The sequence below is a fragment of the Pseudovibrio sp. Ad5 genome, from assembly GCF_001623095.1.
Lineage (GTDB): Bacteria > Pseudomonadota > Alphaproteobacteria > Rhizobiales > Stappiaceae > Pseudovibrio.
On the sequence record NZ_LMCH01000015.1, the window covers coordinates 137,955 to 157,090 of the forward strand.

General features: G+C 54.2%; 19 protein-coding genes. 10 read left to right on the top strand and 9 right to left on the bottom strand.

The genetic code is table 11. From position 1 onward, the window contains the following. Window positions 1-54 precede the first annotated feature (54 nt). The 3 genes from PsAD5_RS09390 to PsAD5_RS09400 are packed head-to-tail and all read left to right on the top strand — an operon-like array spanning window position 55 to window position 2,968. Window positions 55-966, top strand: coding sequence for a carbohydrate ABC transporter permease (locus PsAD5_RS09390; RefSeq protein WP_063292117.1), 912 nt, complete (start codon window positions 55-57; stop codon window positions 964-966). Further along, the gene (locus PsAD5_RS09395; protein WP_057465290.1) at window positions 966-1,847 is read left to right on the top strand and encodes a carbohydrate ABC transporter permease; all 882 of its coding nucleotides are present in this window, start codon (window positions 966-968) and stop codon (window positions 1,845-1,847) included. Before PsAD5_RS09390 ends, PsAD5_RS09395 begins: the two co-directional genes overlap by 1 nt. 5 nt (window positions 1,848-1,852) lie before the next feature. After that, on the top strand, window positions 1,853-2,968 hold the full coding sequence (locus PsAD5_RS09400; protein WP_063291919.1) for an ABC transporter ATP-binding protein: 1,116 nt from the start codon (window positions 1,853-1,855) through the stop codon (window positions 2,966-2,968). 56 nt (window positions 2,969-3,024) lie between these two features. On the opposite strand, the gene PsAD5_RS09405 is transcribed toward PsAD5_RS09400, so the two are convergent. Continuing rightward, on the bottom strand, window positions 3,025-3,666 hold the full coding sequence (locus PsAD5_RS09405; RefSeq protein ID WP_063291920.1) for an MBL fold metallo-hydrolase: 642 nt from the start codon (window positions 3,664-3,666) through the stop codon (window positions 3,025-3,027). Between the two features lie 92 nt (window positions 3,667-3,758). On the opposite strand from PsAD5_RS09405, the gene soxR reads away from it, so the two are divergent. Beyond that, a complete protein-coding gene (gene soxR, locus PsAD5_RS09410) occupies window positions 3,759-4,226 on the top strand; it encodes a redox-sensitive transcriptional activator SoxR (protein ID WP_063292118.1) in 468 nt (155 codons plus the stop codon). Between the two features lie 64 nt (window positions 4,227-4,290). Here the strand turns inward: soxR and PsAD5_RS09415 are convergent, their stop codons facing one another. The 8 genes from PsAD5_RS09415 to PsAD5_RS09450 form a co-directional block, all read right to left on the bottom strand. Continuing rightward, the gene (locus tag PsAD5_RS09415; RefSeq protein ID WP_063291921.1) at window positions 4,291-5,019 is read right to left on the bottom strand and encodes an SDR family NAD(P)-dependent oxidoreductase; all 729 of its coding nucleotides are present in this window, start codon (window positions 5,017-5,019) and stop codon (window positions 4,291-4,293) included. Continuing rightward, window positions 5,019-5,825 carry a cyclase family protein gene (locus tag PsAD5_RS09420; RefSeq protein WP_063291922.1) on the bottom strand — a complete coding sequence of 269 codons (807 nt, stop codon included), beginning with the start codon at window positions 5,823-5,825 and terminating at the stop codon, window positions 5,019-5,021. Before PsAD5_RS09420 ends, PsAD5_RS09415 begins: the two co-directional genes overlap by 1 nt. A gap of 2 nt (window positions 5,826-5,827) precedes the next feature. Then, window positions 5,828-7,087, bottom strand: a complete 1,260-nt coding sequence (locus PsAD5_RS09425; protein ID WP_063291923.1) for an SDR family NAD(P)-dependent oxidoreductase — start codon at window positions 7,085-7,087, stop codon at window positions 5,828-5,830. Beyond that, entirely contained in the window at window positions 7,087-8,265 is a 1,179-nt protein-coding gene (locus PsAD5_RS09430; protein WP_063291924.1) for a thiolase family protein, read from the bottom strand. The genes PsAD5_RS09425 and PsAD5_RS09430 overlap by 1 nt, the downstream gene beginning before the upstream one ends. After that, window positions 8,262-9,881, bottom strand: a complete 1,620-nt coding sequence (locus tag PsAD5_RS09435) for an AMP-binding protein (RefSeq protein ID WP_063291925.1) — start codon at window positions 9,879-9,881, stop codon at window positions 8,262-8,264. Before PsAD5_RS09435 ends, PsAD5_RS09430 begins: the two co-directional genes overlap by 4 nt. A gap of 17 nt (window positions 9,882-9,898) precedes the next feature. Continuing rightward, entirely contained in the window at window positions 9,899-10,381 is a 483-nt protein-coding gene (locus PsAD5_RS09440; protein WP_063288520.1) for an aromatic-ring-hydroxylating dioxygenase subunit beta, read from the bottom strand. Then, entirely contained in the window at window positions 10,362-11,717 is a 1,356-nt protein-coding gene (locus PsAD5_RS09445) for an aromatic ring-hydroxylating dioxygenase subunit alpha (RefSeq protein WP_063291926.1), read from the bottom strand. Before PsAD5_RS09445 ends, PsAD5_RS09440 begins: the two co-directional genes overlap by 20 nt. Before the next feature lie 82 nt (window positions 11,718-11,799). Then, window positions 11,800-12,759 (bottom strand): PDR/VanB family oxidoreductase, encoded by a 960-nt coding sequence (locus tag PsAD5_RS09450; RefSeq protein WP_063291927.1) that lies wholly within the window; start codon window positions 12,757-12,759, stop codon window positions 11,800-11,802. Between the two features lie 199 nt (window positions 12,760-12,958). On the opposite strand from PsAD5_RS09450, the gene PsAD5_RS09455 reads away from it, so the two are divergent. The 6 genes from PsAD5_RS09455 to PsAD5_RS09480 all read left to right on the top strand — a co-directional run bounded on the left by PsAD5_RS09455 (window position 12,959) and on the right by PsAD5_RS09480 (window position 19,134). Beyond that, a complete protein-coding gene (locus PsAD5_RS09455; RefSeq protein WP_063291928.1) occupies window positions 12,959-13,987 on the top strand; it encodes a TRAP transporter substrate-binding protein in 1,029 nt (342 codons plus the stop codon). Further along, window positions 13,984-14,493, top strand: a complete 510-nt coding sequence (locus PsAD5_RS09460; RefSeq protein ID WP_063288523.1) for a TRAP transporter small permease — start codon at window positions 13,984-13,986, stop codon at window positions 14,491-14,493. Before PsAD5_RS09455 ends, PsAD5_RS09460 begins: the two co-directional genes overlap by 4 nt. Further along, the gene (locus tag PsAD5_RS09465) at window positions 14,493-15,779 is read left to right on the top strand and encodes a TRAP transporter large permease (RefSeq protein WP_063291929.1); all 1,287 of its coding nucleotides are present in this window, start codon (window positions 14,493-14,495) and stop codon (window positions 15,777-15,779) included. Before PsAD5_RS09460 ends, PsAD5_RS09465 begins: the two co-directional genes overlap by 1 nt. A 30-nt stretch (window positions 15,780-15,809) precedes the next feature. Further along, on the top strand, window positions 15,810-16,283 hold the full coding sequence (locus PsAD5_RS09470; RefSeq protein WP_063288525.1) for a MarR family winged helix-turn-helix transcriptional regulator: 474 nt from the start codon (window positions 15,810-15,812) through the stop codon (window positions 16,281-16,283). Between the two features lie 116 nt (window positions 16,284-16,399). Next, a complete protein-coding gene (locus tag PsAD5_RS09475; protein ID WP_082830504.1) occupies window positions 16,400-16,921 on the top strand; it encodes a MarR family winged helix-turn-helix transcriptional regulator in 522 nt (173 codons plus the stop codon). Window positions 16,922-16,983: 62 nt separating this feature from the next. Continuing rightward, window positions 16,984-19,134, top strand: coding sequence for a thiamine pyrophosphate-dependent enzyme (locus tag PsAD5_RS09480; protein ID WP_063288526.1), 2,151 nt, complete (start codon window positions 16,984-16,986; stop codon window positions 19,132-19,134). Window positions 19,135-19,136 lie beyond the last annotated feature (2 nt).

Here is a 19,136-nt window from a genome sequence, read left to right on the forward strand (position 1 = left end):
ACATAGAATCTGGGGGCAGGGATCATGGTCGATCAGACCAACTCATCCGTTGCCATGGCCGCTGACTATGCGACGCCAACGGCAGTAAAACCGGACCTGCGGACAAGACTCCAAAATCTCATTCCCAAACTGGTGTTATCACCCTCGTTGGCTTTGATCTTGGTCTTTGTCTATGGATTTATCATTTTCTCCGTATACCTTTCCTTCACAGGAAGCCGTATTCTGCCAGTCTATGACTGGGTCGGACTGGAGAACTATGAAAAGCTGTTCCGGCTACGGCATTGGTCCATTGCCATCAAAAACCTTGGCATTTTTGCAGGTTTGTATATCGCAATCTGTACAGCCATCGGCTTGAGCCTTGCGATTTTTCTGGACCAGAAGATCCGCGGAGAAGGCTTCTTGCGTCCAATCTTCCTGTATCCGATGGCACTCAGCTTCATCGTAACGGGAACAGCATGGAAGTGGTTTCTCGATCCGGGCATCGGCCTTGAGCACACAATGCACTTATGGGGCTGGGAGAGCTTCGAGTTTAACTGGATCAAGGACCGTAACTTCGCCATCTACACGGTTGTGATTGCAGCTGTCTGGCAAACAAGTGGCTTCGTTATGGCCATGTTCCTGGCCGGACTGCGTGGCATCGACAACGAAATCCTGAAGGCCGCACAAATCGACGGGGCATCCAACTGGAACATGTATCGCCGGATCATTATCCCGCAACTGCGTCCAGCCTTCCTGTCTGCTTTCGTGATCCTGTCTCACCTTGCCATTAAGTCCTACGATCTTGTCGTGGCATTGACGGGCGGTGGACCGGGTAGAGCGACGGAAGTACCGGCGACCTTCATGTATTCCTACACCTTTACCCGCAACCAGATGGGCATTGGCGCCAGCTCCGCTGTTATCATGCTCATGACCATCGCTGCGATTATGGTGCCTTACCTTTATGCCGAACTGCGGGAGAAAAAATAATGTCCGTAGCCTCGACAGATAATGCCATCAGCACAGGGCGCATCACCCGTGCATTCATTTACCTGATGCTGATCCTGTTCGCGACATTCTACCTGTTGCCGTTTGGCATTATGGTACTCAACTCCGTTAAGCCTCTTTCAGAGATCACTGGCGGAAATATGATGTCACTGCCTCAGGTCTTCACGCTGGAACCCTGGTTTAAAGCCTGGAACAGCGCACAGATTGGCGTAGAGCCAACAGGTCTGAAGCCGTACTTCTGGAACTCCCTCAAAATGGTGTTCCCGGCAGTCACGATCTCAACCGTTCTGGGTGCTTTGAACGGTTACGTGCTGACCAAGTGGCGCTTTAAGGGTGATACCATTCTGTTCGGTCTGATGCTGTTTGCCTGCTTCATTCCATTCCAGATCGTTTTGATCCCAATGGCGCGTGTGCTTGGCTTCCTCGGCATTGCAGGGTCAACACCAGGTCTGGTGCTGGTGCATGTGGTTTACGGCCTCGGCTTCACCACGCTGTACTTCAGGAACTACTATCAGGTGTTCCCGACAGAGCTGATCCGCGCAGCTCAGATTGATGGGGCAGGGTTCTTCCGCATCTTCTGGCGCATCATGCTGCCAAGTTCCGGTCCAATCATTGTTGTCTCTGTCATCTGGCAGTTCACCAACATCTGGAACGACTTCCTGTTCGGTGCCTCGTTTGCTGATCTGGACAGCCAGCCAATGACGGTTGCGCTGAACAACCTCGTCAGTTCGTCAACGGGCGTCAAAGAATATAACGTTCATTTTGCCGGAGCGATCCTCGCCGCATTGCCGACACTGCTCGTGTACATCGTGGCTGGCCGCTACTTCGTAAGAGGCCTGATGGCCGGATCGGTGAAGGGATAAGACCTATGAGCTTTCTGAAAATCAACAATGCGACCAAGTCTTACGGCTCAACCAAGGTGCTTCACAACATCGATATCGACGTGCAGGAAGGGGAATTCCTCGTGCTCGTCGGGCCGTCCGGTTGCGGAAAATCCACTCTGCTCAACATGATTGCCGGTCTGGAGGATATCACCTCCGGCACCATCGCTATCAAAGGGCAGACCATGAACGGGGTTCACCCGTCCAAGCGCAACATCGCAATGGTGTTCCAGTCCTATGCTTTGTACCCGAACATGACGGTCGGTCAGAACATCACGTTCGGTCTGGAAATGCATGGCGTTGCCAGGCCTGCGCGCGAAAAGGCAATGAGCGACGTTGCAGAGATGCTGCAGATCAAACCTCTGTTGGGCCGCAAACCGGGCCAGCTCTCTGGCGGTCAGCGCCAGCGTGTGGCCATGGGCCGTGCATTGGTGCGTGATCCGGATGTGTTCCTGTTTGATGAGCCGCTCTCCAACCTTGATGCGAAACTGCGCGTTGATATGCGCACGGAGATCAAGAAGCTGCACCAGAAGCTTGGAACAACCATTGTTTACGTGACACACGATCAGATTGAGGCAATGACGCTGTCCACGCGCATTGCTGTCATGAACGGCGGGTACGTACAGCAGTTGGGAACGCCAAAAGAGATCTATGACAACCCGGCAAACCTGTTTGTCGCGAGCTTCATGGGTTCTCCAAGCATGAACCTTGTTCCAGCTAAGGTTGTTGCTAACGGTGATGGCATCTTCGCGCAGCTTCCAACGGGCCTCAGTGATCAGGTGAACCTCAAGTTTTCCAATCCGACCGAAGCGCTGAAAGGCTTTGATCAGAAGGAAATCGTGCTGGGCATCCGTCCAGAAGCGATTACTGACCCTGAAGGGGCTGACCGCAAGGCAAACCACATCGAGCAGATCATAAACCGCGTCATCGTAACGGAGCCAGCTGGTTCTGATACCTACGTGATGTCATCTCTCGGCGGCAAAGACTGCAACGCGCGCATGCGTGCGGATGCACAGGTCGTTGCCGGGCAGGACGTGCCATTCGCGATCAATATGGACAAAGCCATCCCGTTTGATCCTTCCTCAGAAATGCGCATCGCGTAAGTCTCGGGAATGCAGAATTCTGAAAGCCGGGGTGGAAACACTCCGGCTTTTTTGCATCAGCGTTCCAGCTCTGCAATCTTCTCATTCATCAGAGCGTGCCATTCAGGCTGGGTGACCTCAATAATCTCATAGTTCCCCATGGCGACACTACAAAAGATCACATCTACCGGCAGGTCCCGCAGGTTTTTCAGTGAGGTGACGAGCTCTTGCTTGTTGCCGCCATCACTGGACATGACCAGTGTTTTGAAACGGCCATTGTCCAGATAGATCGTGTCACCGGTAAACAGATAATTCTTGCCAGTGGGGGAGGGGTAATAGAAGCACAGGTTGTTATCCGTATGCCCCGGAGTGTAAATTGCCTGAAATCCGTCAGAGCCCACAAATGGCCCTGAACCCCTTAAAAGCAAATCTGGCTGGACATCTCCTCTAAAGAACTTCTGAATGTTTTCATGTCCGATCAGCGTTGCACCAAGAACGAACTTCAGCTCGCTCAAACCCTCAGTGATCTCGTGATTGTGCGTGAGGTAATGCTCATTGACTCCACCTAACTCGCGCAACTGCGCCGCCTCATCCAAATTCTCAAAGGCTGAGATAAGGATGTTTCTGGCTGGCGTTTTTAAAAAATATGCATGCGAGAGGAGCGTTCCGAACCGCTTTTCGAGCGGGACTTGCCACAGGTCCGCGTAAATAGTGTTCATCTGCCATTCCTTATTGGGTCTTGATTACTGTCATGATCTCTTCTAATTCCTCAAGTAATGTTGAGGTCAAGGCGAAAAATAGAGGAATGGCAATGGTCTCCTTGCAAGGATTAACCGTCGGGCAGGTCGCAGAGCGCAGTGGCATTGCAGTCTCTGCTGTTCATTTCTATGAAGAAAAGGGGCTCATCAACTCCTGGCGCAACAACGCAAACCATAGAAGATACTCCGCAGCCGTCCTGCGTAAGATCGCCGTGATCAAGGCCGCGCAAAAGCTGGGCGTGTCTCTTAAGGAAATCAAAGCGGCCATGGATCAACTGCCCAACGAGAAGAAGATCTCGGCAGCGGATTGGGCCAAACTTTCCACGTGGTGGCAGCAGGATCTTGACAACCGCATTGCAGAACTTCAGGACCTGAGAGCAGGCCTTGATGAGTGCATCGGCTGCGGTTGTCTCTCCCTGACCGACTGCCATCTCCTTAATCCTGAAGACAAACTCAGCAGTGATGGAGCAGGCGCCCACTTACTCGGGTGGCGTCGGAAAATGCCGGTAGAAGAACACTGACTCAGCGGCATCAGACATGTGCAGTCATGAGCTGAATCTGATTCAGAACTTTAACTGCGAAAAATTACAGCAGGGCAGTCCCCACACTCATCCCACCGCAGACAAACAGCGTCTGCCCTGTGATGAAGCTGGACTTGGGATCAGCAAAGAACATAAAGGCATTGGTGATGTCCTCCACCGTGCCGATGCGGCCAACAGGAATGCCATCCGCCAGCTTTTGCTCCTGTTCACTGCCCTTTGGGATAATGCCCCAGAAGTTGTCTGTTTTCACCGGACCCGGCGCCACCACATTCACCGTAATCTGATGTTGCGCCAATTCCAGCGCCCACGTCCGCGCCATGCCAATCATACCAGCCTTGGAGGCACTATACGCCGTCCGTGTCTTTGCTCCCAAAGCAGCACGGGAGCCGTTAAACAGTACGCGCCCGAACTGATTGGCCTTCATGCTCGGCAAGAAGGCTTTGAGCAGCGTCAGCGCTGACCCGAGATGAAGCTGGGCAAGTCCCGTAATGTCGTCAGGCTCAGTCTCTTCAATCAAATTAGGAAAGATCAGCCCCGCATTGTGAATGAGATGTGTGACTTCATGCTCACCTGCAATCGCCTCAGCCGCAGCACTCACTTGCGCCTGATCCAGCAAGTCAGTTTGATGAAAATGCAGCTTCGGGTGCTCAAACTCAGGCTCGTGGCGCGACAGGCAGATAACCGTGTAACCAGCCTCCAGCATTTCATGAACCAAAGCAGCCCCAATGCCCTTGTTGCCGCCTGTGATGACCGCTGTGAATTCCTCTGACATCAACGGCCTCCCTTCGGCACCAGCGCCAGAACGCGCAGCGGGCTACCTGTCCCGTTTTTAATCTTCAACGGGGCACATAAGATCATGGCACCCGTGGCGGGTAACTGGTCCAGATTACACATGCATTGCAATCCATACTTGCCAGCTCCGTGCAGATAAAAATGCGCCGGATAGGGAGGCGTATAATGCACACCTTGGCCCGCATCCGTCCCCACAGTCTCAGTCCCAAACCCGCGAATACTGCGTTCCTCAATCAAAAACCGAATTGCGTCCGGTGTCGGTCCGGGAGAATGCGGCCCGTCATCGCGCATATTCAGATAAGCCGCACCACGGCGCTTGCTCCAGTCCGTGCGCATAAACACCCAGCTGTCCGCTGGAATCTGCCCATGTTCAGCTTCCCACCCGGCAATGATCTCAGGCGTCAGCTCAAAATCATCATCCTGTGCAGACCCTTCAGAACAATCAATCACCACCACTGGCCCGACAAAGTGTTCAGGGGGAATGGAGTCCACCGTGTTGTTGGGTAAATCCCTGCCGGAAATCCAATGGATCGGCGCATCAAAGTGCGTGCCTGTGTGTTCAGAGCAAGTGAAGGTGTTCCACTTCCACGCTGGACCGCGATGATCATAGGCGGAGATCTCTTCCATGCGAAAGCGCGCGCACTGCCCAAACTCGGGTGGCAGCACGATCACCGGAAAGTCCGGATCAAGCGTATGCGTCAGGTCCACCACTTCCACATCACCGGAAAGCAAAGCAGAGCTCAGCAGCTCAACCGGGTTCACCAGTTTCTCTTTCAAGGCTTCCATGGTCACAGTGCCTCCAGACTTGTCATTTCTTTTTCAAGCACCTTCGGGCTCTCCATGAACTTGCGCCGGATGTCCTTGGCAATGTCACCCACATACACATCCTCCAGCCCTGCTTGCAGAGCTTTCACCAGCTCCCGCGCCAACGCACCCGCAGGCACCTTGGGCGGAGGCAAAGGCTGATGCCATTCATCCTCTGTCGGCCCGCAATACACATTCACCACCCGCACACCAGAGGACGCCATTTCCGCCCGCAAACATTGTGAGAGCGAATGCGCGGCTGCATTGGAGGCTGAAAAGCTGCCAAAGCCGGGGGTGCTGACCAGCGAGTAGACGGAGAGTACGTTCACCCACGCCACAGCACTGTTCACCCCATCCGCACTGCGTCCGGCCATGGCAGGGGCAAAGGCCTGCGCAAGCCGCATCATGCCGAAATAGTTGACCTGCATCTCATCCATAGCAAAGCCCACGTCCCCACGACCCTGAATACCACCGGGCCGCACAAAGCGGGCATTGTTGATCAAAATATCGACCTTGCCACCAAACTCGCCGGCAAGTTCTTGAACGGAGGAAGTGTCAGTCACATCTAAAGAAACCAGCTCAACACCCTGAAGAGACTCAAGTTTGGCGCGGTCAGGGTAAGGTCGCCAACTCTCAGCCTCTCCAACAAACACCGCAGAAGCTCCAGCCTCCAGCAGGCTCTTTGCCAGAGCATACGCATTCGGATTGCGTGCATCTGTGATCAGAATGCGCCGGAATTTCGGATCACACGTCAATTCACGAAGCTGCATATCATCCTCCTGCAACTGGGCTCTTTCCATGGGCAAGGCAAGCAAAACACTTTGTCCGGATTTATCGAGCCGATTAATCAGCTGCACCTCATCCCCCACTGCTACCTCACTGTGAAGGTGACACATAACGGAGGGGCCAATCTCCAGATGCACCGTCCCAAGCCGCCATGGTGTCCGCTCACGGAAATACGTGTTGGTGCTTGTACGCACAGTAGACGTTGCAATCAGCTTTCCGCGCGAAGACACATCCTGCCAGACGAGCCGATCAGACAGACAACAACTGCAAGCATCCCGTGCAGGGTATTGAACAGACCAACAATCTGGCTCAGCACAGACCTGCAGCATAAACCGCCCCTCAGCGGCAGCTGCGGCCATGAACAGGGCAGATCGACTACGATAATGAGAAGGCAATGTGGGCACACGGGTGCGCACCTGCGGGTTCTTTTTGGGTGGTTTTTGAAGCGGTGTCACCATCAGCTCACCCCTTCTAAAATCGCCGCACTGGTGCACACGCCACGGTCGTAATTGATCACCCCAAAGCCGGAAACCAAAGCCCGCTTGGCATCCGCCACCTGCGTTGCCCCAGCCGTGCCCGTCACCTGCCGGATGGCCTCAACAAGCCCAATGAACCCGCCAGCAGCCCCGGCCTGACCAGCAGACAGTTGCCCGCCGGAGGTGTTGTGCGGAAAGTCACCGGAAACGGTTAGGTCCTTATCCGCAATAAACCGGGCCGCTTCGCCTTTTGCGCAAAATCCCAGATCTTCCAGCTGCATCATCACGATGACCGGATAATCATCATAAGTCTGCAACAGGTCCACGTTTTCCGGCCCATGGCCCGCCATCCCGTAAAGCTCATCAATATCCATCTCCCATCCGCCGCGCATCTGGATTGGGTCTTCTGCAAAAGCGTTGTGCCGCTCAATGGTCGCGCTGATATGCGCATGCGGAATCCCAGAGGCGACTGCATCTTCTTCGCGCATCACCAGAAAAGCCTCAGCACCAGCAACAGGCATCACGCAGTCAAACAGGGTAATTGGATCACTGATCTCACGCCCTGCCAGATAAGCCTCCATAGTCAGTGGCTTCTTCATCACCGCATTCTCATTGCGCAAAGCATTGTCCCGCTGAGAAACGCAGATCCGGCCAAAATCTTCTCGGTCCACGCCAAACTCACGCATGTAATAGTCAGTCAGCAGCGCAAAACAGGCATTCGGCCCGCCAGCGCCATAAGGGTAAGAGGCATCCTGCGCGAACCGTGAAAAGCTGGAGAGCATGCGCCGGAAACTGTCCACGTGGTTGGTATCCCCCGCAACGCAAGCCACCACAGAGGCATCCCCGCATTGCACCGCCCGCGCAGCCCGGCGCAGCGCGCTTGGGCCACTGGCACCGCCCTGCGGAATATGATCCAACCAACGCGGAACCAATCCCAGATGCTGGGTCAAGCCAACAGCCGTATCAGGAAACAGCGAGAAACTGGCGACAGAAAACCCGTCAATATCGCGTGGTGTAAGACCGGCAGATTTGATCGACTTTCGCAGCGCCTTGGCAATCCACCAATGCGCAGTCTCGGTAGAGTAACGTTCATAAGGAGTGCTGGCAGGGGCTGCCACCACAACCCCGTCATACCCCATGCGTTTGCGTGGCTTGATCATGAAACCAACTGCCTCCGCTTCAAATGGATGGTGTCGAACGCCTCTGATGCTTCAAGCAGTTCAAGTGCCATCTGCTTTTGGGCTGCCCGCTGGATCTTCTGCGTGCCGGTCAGCTTTAAAGAGCTGCAAAATGCGATGTAGCCAGGCACCTTGTAATAGGCCATGCGTTCCAACCCCCAGCGCACAATCGCTTCTGCGGCGTCCTTCGTCTTCTCGCCGCGCCAGACGATAGAGGCAAACACCTCATCCCCGCGAATGGCATCTGGGACAGGACAAACAGCAACTGCCTCAATGTCCGGATGCTGCATCAAAACGGATTCCACATCCACCGCGGCAATGTTCTCGCCACTTCGCCGGATCACGTTCTTCTTGCGGTCCACGAAGAAGAAGTCACCATCCTCATTCCGCCGAACAATATCGCCCGTATGAAACCAGTTGGCTTTCCATGCCTCATTGGTCGCTGCTTCGTCCTTGAAGTAATGGGAGAAGAACCCGATACGCGGATCATCGCCCTTGCGCCGCACCAGCAACTCACCGGGGTCGGTTCCTGTAACAGGCACACCGTCATCACCCATGATGCACACATCCATCTCAGGTCCGGGCTTACCAAGGCAGTTCATGCCGCGCTTACGAGGCTCCTGATTGGCAGCAATCACAGATCCTGCACCGGTTTCCGTCATGGCCCACGCTTCCACCAGAGGAATTCCAAAGCGCTCCTCAAACGGAACATGCAGCTTTGCATCAATACCCGCCCCAAAGCCAAAGTGAACCGAATGGGCTTTGTCTTCTGGCGCTTCTGGCAGACCCATCAGGATCGATGGCATAACGCCCAGATAATGCAGGCAGGTTGCTCCACTATCCCGCACATTCTGCCACCAGGAACGCGGGTGGAAGCGGTCCAGAACTGTCAGGCACCCACCAACAGCAATCATCGCCATGGCAGAATATGCCATCGCATTCATATGGAAGATGGGCAGCGGCGTAATCATCCGCTCGCCATCGCCCTTCAGCGCACACGTGCCACCTGCATTGGCGTACCAATGCCCCGCTTCCAGAAAGTAGCGGTTAGCCAGCACACAGCCTTTCGGGCTCCCGGTGGTGCCAGAGGTATAAAGCATCGCCGCAGGGTCTTCTTGCGCAGGCGTGTAGACCTCATCCGAAGGCGTGCGCACAACGGGCAGGGCATCATCCAGTGTGGCACAGGCAAAACCTAGCCCGCTCTCACGCGCTGCCTGTTCCATATCCGCTTTGCGCTCACACGTTGAAATAGCCAGAACAGGCTCTGCATGTCTGCCGATGTATTCAAGCTCAGAGCTTTGCAGGTCAGGATTGATCGGAACAATCACCACACCAAGCGCGTTGAGGGCCAGCCAATGCAGAAAGAAGGCAGGGCGGTTCTCAAGCAGAACCAGAACACGGTCTCCTGCTTGAAGGCCAGCTTGCCGATAGCGCGTCACCGCACCCTGCGCCTGAGCCAATGCTTCTGCGTAGGAGGTCTCTCCAGCCTCAATGCCGTAAAGCTCGGCAGTCTCAGCCAACACATTCACAAACGGACGGTCTGGCCACTTTTCAGCAGTGGCGCAAAATGCATCGAAAACAGATTTATGTTCAATCATTCAAACAACCTGTTTTCTCAAATGAACAGCTGGATGTTGCCAAAGGCAGCATCACAGTTGAGCAGATCAACCCGCTTCAGTTTAATTTTCAGCTCGTCCTCCACCATCTCAAAATGATGGTGCACGGTGGCTGCCAGCAAGAACTGGTCATCGAGCCGCGTCTCCACATAATGAACGGCAGTGCGGGTGATAAACTGGCCCGCCTTCGGATCAAAAGCCTCGATGCTTGGACGGTTTAAAACATGAGAGCAGCGGCTTTTGGGTTTTTGCGAAAAAGTGCGCAGGCCATTGAGGCGCTCAACACGAAGCTTCCGCAAAAAGGCATCCTCATACATAAGCGAGGTCATGTTTTTTGGATTGTCCTGCTGATAATCCAGCGGCATCCAGTAGTAGCTGTCAGAGCCCCAAAGCTCCAGCCACTCATCAAAGCGGCCTTCATCAATCACCCGGGCTTCATGGTAGACAAAGTCGATCAGGTCATCACGCGTCGGTAAGGTCACGAGCTTCGGCCTCCATGCTTGCAACAACAAACTTCTTCCAGGCATGGAACTGATTGCGCATCTGGCGTTCCGTTGTCCCGTTCTCAACGGCTTCTTCATCCAGGTTTTCGTCAGCATCATAAAGGCGCTGCACGTTCACCCATTCAAGCTCTTGAGAATGCAGGCCTTCCTGCGCACGCTCATACATCTCCAGATCATCGTGCCCAACAATGGAGGTTGGCGCGTTGATCAGGCGGTTGTACATGGCCGTGCGCTCAAGCAGCATGTCCGGTGCATCAACAAGGCGGAAGATATAGCTTTCAACCAGTGTCTTATTGGCGGCCAGTGGAATGAACACACGCAACTGCTGGATAGGGCCTTTGATCATGATGTTCGGAAAATAGACCGTGTTATGCCGGTTCTCACCCAAAATAGCCTTGGCACGTTCTTCGCCATAGGCCTCCACCATCATCTCCAGATAGCCCGGAATAGCAGAGTAATCCGAGTGAATGGAATGATGCACACCTGTATGACCATGACCATTCGGCCAGGTGCGAATACCCATATCCTCAAAGAACTCGTAGGGCGACATGAATGGCGCAATCACCTCCATCGCCATAGGCGTTTTGGTGTTCTCGTCCTTGTCTATGCTCTCCCAGATCTCAACCGCGGTGCCAGCGGAACTTTCATGAGCAACCATCGGGTGACAGGTGTCTGTCTGGTTATCGACCAGCATCTTCCAGTTGCAATTGTGCATGTAGCGCAGCGGCGGGCCAGCCACCTCCAGCTTACCAATCGGAGAGCGGTCCACCATATTGTCGAGAGAAGAGAGGGAGCCGCCGAAGTACTCCTCAAAGCTGATGCCCTCTTGGTTCATGCGCACAAAGATAAAGCCGCGGTAGTTCTTCACCGCACCCACAGGCGGCAGACCGCTTTGCCCAGCCTCGCTCTGCTCAAAACCGGTGTCTTTGTACCCTTTCTTCAGCGGGATCGCGAGCAGCTTGCCATTGGTGCGGAACGACCACGCATGGTAAGGACAGCGGAAAAACTTGCCCGTATTGCCTGTACGATCAATGACGATCTTGGTGCCTTTATGCGGGCAGCGATTGTGCAGCACGTACACTTCACCATCTGTATGTCGTGCCAGCACAATAGGCTGAGCAGCAACATTGGTCGCAAAATAATCACCAGCATTGGGCACCTGACTGTCATGCCCCACATAAACCCATGTGGAGGCGAACAGATGCTTCATTTCTAAGGCAAACACTTCATCGTCGATATACAAATCACGATGAACCTCAGCAGGGCGCACAAGGTCTGCCACCGCCTGCGGGTTATCTTTGTATTTCATGGTCATAAGCTCCCCTCCCAAAAAGCTTAGAGCGCATACTGACCGGAGCTAAAAATGCGTCCCTCCGGCAAATACGCGAAATTATCTTTTACAAATCCAGCACCAATCGTTTGGACTTGGCGCGCGATACGCAAATATGCATCACGTCACCAGCCGCTTTCTCATCATCACTCAGCACCACGTCCCGGTGGTCTGGCTCACCCTCAAGCACGTCCACCTGACAAATCCCGCAGTCCCCGCGCTGGCAATCGTAAACAAGGTCCACTCCGCCGTCTTCCAGCACATCCACGATGGATTTATCCTGTGGCACCCAAAACACCTCGCCAGAGGATTTCACCTCCACCTCAAACCCGCCGCTGACATCATCGCCTGAAGATGCAGGGCTAGCAAACAGTTCAAAGTGGATCTGCTCTTTGCCAAAGCCAGCAGTCAGCGCCGTCTCGCGCACGGCCTCAATCATTCCCTTCGGACCACATACATAGATATGGCTGCGAGTATCGAGCGTTGGAATGAGAGCGCCTAGATCCAGACAGCGCTCAGGATCGTCATCGCTATGGATGTTCAAAGCATCACCGCAGAGTTCCGCAAGCTCATCCCTGAATGCCATCCCCTCCAGCGTGCGGCCAGAGTAGTGCAGGGCATAGGCTTTGCCCGCGCGCTTCAACGCAGCAGCCATGCTGATGATCGGCGTCACGCCAATGCCGCCTGCAATCAGAACAACCGGTCTGTCGTCTTCAATCAGCGGAAAATCGTTCTTTGGCACGTCAACCTGAACAGCATCGCCCACCTGCAAAGAATGCATGTAAGCCGAACCGCCACTTCCGTCTTGCTCCAAAAGTATACCGAGCATGTATCGCTGATTCTCGTAGGGTAAGTTTTCACCAAAATCGATCAGAGAATATTGACGAGAAGAGCCATCCTTAAGTTGAACTGCGATATGTGCACCAGCTTCAAATTGCGGAAGCTGCGCATTATCTTCGGCTTTGAGAACAAACTGTTTGATTTTTGGGGCGGCCGTCCGAACCCCCTCAATAATAAGTGTTTTCATGCTTTTTGGCGTCCTCCCTCAGAGCCAAAACAAGGAGAGTCTCCTCTCGCATAAATGAGGAATATAATATGCGATATCATATAAAACAATGTCAATGCATGAACTGGAAATAGTTTCCGTTTCATATTTGTGCTTGATTAACCCACGGTATGTGTGCACATTTTTCTCATTCATCCTGTATTCTCTGGGGAGGGAGAACATGAATAAGAAACTCAAGATATTTGCAGCTGCAACTATTACCACGCTCTCTGTCAGCGCATCTGCCATGGCGCAGGAAACCGTATTGCGCATGTCCAGCTGGCTGCCGCCGGCACACCCGATCGTAAAAGGCATGATGGTGCCTTGGGCGGCCAAAGTGAAGGAAGTCACAGAGGGACGCGTCTCTGTGCAAATCCTCGACGCACCGCTCGGCCCGCCACCAGCGCACTTTGACCTCGCCGCAAACGGGATTGCGGATCTCACCTACGGCGTGCACGGTTACACACCGGGCCGCTTTAAACTCACACAGATTGCAGAACTGCCTTTCCTTGCAACGGACGCCACCAGCCTGTCCGTTGCTTACTGGCGTCTCTATGAAAGCACGCTGGCAAAAGCCAACGAGCACCGCGGCTCAAAGGTTCTGGGCGTCTTCACCCACGGTCCCGGCCTGCTTTACACAACCGACCGTGCCGTCTCACCTTTGAGCGAGCTGAAAGGCGCAAAGATCCGCGTCGCTGGCAGCATCACCAACCAACTGGTACAGGCTATGGACATGGTGGCCATTCAGGCACCAGCACCGCAGTCCTATGAGATCCTGTCCGGCGGCATTGCTGACGGCATCGTGTTCCCGACTGAATCCATCCCGTTCTTCAAGCTGGATGGCTTGCTCAGCAACGGCCTGCGCGTAGAAGGTGGACTTTACAACGTCTCCTTCTTCTTCATCGCCAACAACGCCAAGTTCTCCAGCTTGTCAGAAGCGGATCAGAAAGCCATTGAGGCCATCTCTGGCGAAGCCTTCTCCCGTCTTGCTGGTGCCGCATGGAATGCTGCGGATGCATGGGGGCTGGAGCAGATGGAAGGCAAAGTGACCATTCACGATGCCACCGCAGAAGAGCGTGCTCAGCTGGAAGAAGCCACCCGTCCAATGTTTGACGGTGTTGCCAAATCCTACGGCGAAAAAGGCATCGACTTTGAAGTTGCCATGGACATGCTCCAAAAAGAAGTTGCAGCGGTTGCCTCTGAAAAATGAGTGGTAATCTGGTTGATCTAGCAGCGCGCGCCCGACGAAAGCTTCGTTCGGGCGCCTCTGTTCTCTGCGGAATACTGCTTCTGGCGCTGGTCGCAGTAACGGTCATTGATGTGATTGGCCGTTACCTGTTTTCAAGCCCATTGCCCGGAGCGCCGGAATATACAGAACTGCTGCTCATGGCGGTGATCTTTACAGGCCTTCCAGCGGTGTGTCTGGATGACGGGCACATCACGGTTGACCTGTTCACCTCCAAGTTCAAAGGCGGAGTAGCCGCCCTGCAAATGTTCTTTTCGCGCATGTTTGTGGCTGTGGTCCTGTCCGTTGTGGCCTGGGAGCTCTGGCAACACGGAACGCAGCTTGCGAGTTATCAGGAAGTGACGGTGTATTTACGCATCCCTCTTGCTCCATTTGCAAAAGCAGCCGGTGTCATTTGTGCGTTTTGCGCATTCATCACATTTGTGCTTGCCGTTTTGAGAATTCCTAGAGGTGTTGGGGGCGGTTCCTGATGGAATGGTATCTGGGTCTTGCCATCCTGATGGCATTGATTTTTGTAGGCGTGCCGATTGCTTTTGCAATGGCAGCCGTTGGTTTTTTCGGAGTGGCCTCCATCATCGGCCTTCCTCCGGCCTTTCACCTTGTCGGACAGGTCTATTTTGACAGCGGTCGAAGCTACACCCTGTCGGTCGTGCCCCTGTTCCTGCTCATGGGCAATCTCATCGTCCAGTCTGGAATCGCCAGTGACATGTATACGGCGGCAAACGCATGGCTGAGACACCGTAAGGGCGGTCTGGCCATGGCAACCATTGTTGCCTGTGGCGGCTTTTCCTCGGTTTGTGGATCATCTCTGGCGACCACCGCAACCATGGCACGCGTCTCTCTGCCAGCCATGCGCCGGTTTGGGTATTCGGACCGCTTGGCAACATCTTCCATCGCAGCAGGCGGAACGCTGGGTATTTTGATTCCGCCCTCTGTCATTCTTGTCATCTACGGCATTCTCACGCAGCAAAACATCGGCGCACTGTTCCTGGCAGGCATTCTGCCGGGCCTCGTCGGCGTCATCGGCTATATGCTCGCCGTGCGCTTGTCGCTCTTCATGTTTAAGGAGGAGCTGGAAGTTCAGAGCAAGCTGCCACTGATAGAGCGGATCACCGCTCTGCGCGGTGTGTCATGGGCACTGCTTTTGTTCGTATGTGTACTGGGAGGCATCTATCTCGGCGTCTTCACAGCCACGGAAGCGGCTGGCATCGGAGCTGGTGGAGCGCTGGTTCTGACCGCAATGCGGGGCAAGCTGACTTATCGGGAGACGCTCAACACCTTATTCGAGACAGCCAAAACCACAGCTGTAATGTTCTTCATTCTGTTCGGGGCTCTCTATTTCCTGAACTATGTGAACATTTCCGGTCTGACGACGGACCTGCGCACATGGGTAAATGCCCTTGGCGTCGGGCCCTATGCCATTATCACCATGATTGTGCTGATCTATCTGGTGCTGGGGTGCCTGCTGGAAAGCCTGTCCATGGTCACACTTACAGTGCCGATTCTCTTTCCAATCGTCACAGGTCTTGGGTTTGACCCAATCTGGTTCGGCATCTTCGTCATTATCGTCACGGAAATGAGCTTCATCACGCCTCCAATTGGCATGAACGTGTTTGTTATGCGCTCAGTTGCGCCTGAGGTGCCGGTCGAAAAGATATTTGTCGGTGTAGTTCCATTTGTTGCTATGGATGTTGTGCGCTTGATCCTGCTAATTGCAGTTCCGGGACTCGCACTTATCATTCCGTACTCAATGTAGCGCGGCAAAAACAAAAGAAGAGGCTGGCCGGTGGACGCAGACCTGAATGAAATCGACACTCATGAAAAGGAAACCGGCTTTGTAGACGGTTACCTTTTGTATCTGCTGGCATCGGCAAGCCATCTGGCAAGCGGGCAGTTTCACGAAGAAATCCGGGGCGCAGGCGTACGCGTCCCGGAATGGCGCGTACTGGCGTGTCTTCGAGACAATGACGGCCAGATGGTCACTCAGTTGGCCCGCTTCGCTTTGATGGAGCAATCTCACCTCACTAAAACCATTGATCAGATGACAGAAAGAGGGCTGGTGACACGCCGCTCTGATGAAGCAGACCGCCGCCGTGTCCGCATCTTTTTGAGCGAGAAGGGCAGGGAACTCGCCGGTCAGCTCGTCACGCAGGCCAGTGCTCATGAAGAGCGGTTGATCCGTCAGCTTGGCATGAATGATATTACGCAGGTGAAAGGTTTTCTCTCTCGCATGATCGAGACTCTCGAAAACAATGAATGATCACATATTTACGCTATAATCTACAGGATTGCAGTTGATATAAATATGTAAATGCATATAATCACTTCAAGCTCTACGAGAGGTGGGGCTTGTTCAAAAAAGAAAGAGTGCACCACATGAACGAGATTCTCGGTGATCAAGCTCCCGAAACTGAACAGGACGGACAATACTCAAAACCTGTATCCACGCCGAGAACTCTGGGAGAGGTCGGGCTGGGCCATTTTGCGCCCTATCTGATGAACCGGATTATGGGCAGATACAACGAGAGTCTGCGCGAAAAACTGAGCAGATCAGGGTTGTCGGTCGCCAAAATGAGAGCACTTGCTGTGTTGTCAGTCGTGGACGGGCTGATGATCAACGAACTCTCGGTTTATTCGGTGATCGAACAATCGACTTTGAGCCGCACGCTGGACGCGATGGAAAAGGAAGGCCTGATCCACCGCAAGGCCAGCGAGCAGGACAACCGCGTGCGCCATATTTTTCTGACAGAGGCTGGACGGTCTGCCTTTGCTGAGATGTGGCCGCATATGCGCGACGAATACAGCACAATGTTCACTGGCGTCTCGCAAGCCGAGCATGACGCCTTTTTGGTGACACTACGCAAGGTGCTGGCAAACATACGAAAGCACGACTTCTAGGGCGCGTTTCTCTTCATTGAGTTCGCACCAACTGGATCTGTCATGCTTTCTGGGGAGAGAGAATGGCAGAAAGATCTTTTGTCAAAGAGGTCGAAAAACTTCGCGCAGGTGAGGGCGAAGTGTTCCGCGGTGAAGGCATTCTGGCCATCACCAAAGCACTGCTGGAAAATGGTGTTGGCTATGTTGGCGGCTATCAGGGCTCGCCCATCAGCCACCTCATGGATGTTCTGGCTGATGCGCAGGATATTCTTGGCGAGCTGGGCGTGCACTTTGAAGCCAGCGCCAGCGAGGCTGCCGCCGCCGCCATGCTGGCCGCGTCCGTTCACTATCCCATTCGCGGCGCAGTCACCTTCAAATCAACAGTCGGCACCAACGTTGCCTCTGACGCATTGGCAAACCTGTCGTCCGGCGGTGTCACCGGTGGTTCCCTTGTGATTGTCGGAGAAGATTACGGCGAAGGTTCTTCCATCATGCAGGAGCGCAGCCACGCCTTTGCAATGAAAAGCCAGATCTGGCTGCTCGATCCGCGTCCCAATCTGCCATCCATCGTCAAAGCTGTTGGCGATGGTTTTGAGCTATCCGAAGCCTCCAACACACCGGTTATGCTTCAGGTGCGCATCCGCAGCTGTCATGTCCATGGCGAGTTCACCACCAAAGACAACAAGCGCCCATCCATGAGTGTGGCAGAAGCGCTGGAGAACCCAAAGCGTGACCTGAACCGCATCGTCTTGCCCCCAGCCTCCTTCCTCCATGAACAGGAGAAAGTGACAAAGCGCTTGCCTGCCGCGTTGGATTATATTCAAACGCATAAACTGAACGAGCTGTTCGGCCCTCAGGGTCGCAATGTCGGGATTATCCTGCAAGGCGGTATGTATAACGGCGTCATCCGCGCATTACAGCGTTTGGGCCTTGCCGACATCAACGGCGAAACGCAAATCCCGCTCTACGTCATGAATGTAACCTATCCGCTTGTTCCAGCTGAAATCACCGAGTTCTGCCGCACCAAAGAGGCCGTGCTGGTGGTGGAAGAGGGCTATCCTGATTATCTGGAGCAAGCCGTCGGCGCCATGCTGCAAAAGGAAGGCCTCACCACCAAACTGGAAGGGAAAGGGCCATTCCCCGAAGCTGGTGAATATACCGGACAGGTGATGCTGGACAGCATCCAGACCTTCCTTGCAACCCACTGCGATGCGTTGCCCGGCAAAGGACGCGCACCAAACACACCTGGAGCCCTGCCAGATATCAAAGAGCTGCAAGAGGTCGTTCCCATGCGCCCGCCCGGGTTCTGCGTGGGGTGTCCGGAACGCCCAATTTTCGCTGCCACCAAACTGGTGGAAGATGAACTTGGCCCGCATCACATAGCTTCCGATATCGGCTGCCACCTGTTCTCCATCATGCCCCCTTTTGGCATTGGCTCCACCACCATGGGGTATGGACTAGGCCCGGCCTCGGCCTCTGCATTCAACACAACAAAAACGGATCGCAGGTCCATCTCGTTCATGGGAGACGGCGGCTTCTGGCACAATGGCCTGACCACCTCTATCGGCAATGCGGTCTTCAATCAAAATGACGGCGTGATCGTCATTGTCGACAATTACTATTCAGCGGCCACAGGCGGGCAGGACATCCTGTCCTCAAGGGCAAACAACAAAAGCAAGTCCACCAAACACCCGATCACCGAAGCGGTGAAAGGCGTCGGTGTCAAATGGGTTCGTCAGCTTGACCGCACCTATGACGTCACCCAGATGCAATCAATCCTGAAAGAAGCGCTGACCACTGATGTCAAAGGACCAAAAGTCATCATCGCGTCTTCAGAATGCATGCTCAACAAACAGCGCCGCGAAAAGCCGATCATCAATCAGGCCGTGAAAGAGCAAAAGCGCGTCGTCAAAACCCGCTTTGGTGTTGATGAAGATGTCTGTACAGGGGATCACGCCTGTATGCGCTTATCCGGCTGCCCGTCGCTGACAGTCAAAGATCTGGATGACCCGCTGCGCGATGATCCCGTCGCGCATATCGACCAGAACTGCGTGGGTTGCGGCAATTGCGGGGAGGTTGCGGACGCCGCCATCCTCTGCCCATCCTTCTATCAGGCCGACACCATTCACAACCCAAGCAAAACCGAACGCTTCTTCAGTAAGATACGCGGTCGCATCATTTCTGCGCTGCAAAACTGGCGAGAGCGCCGATCTCTGATCATTGAGGAGGCATAAGT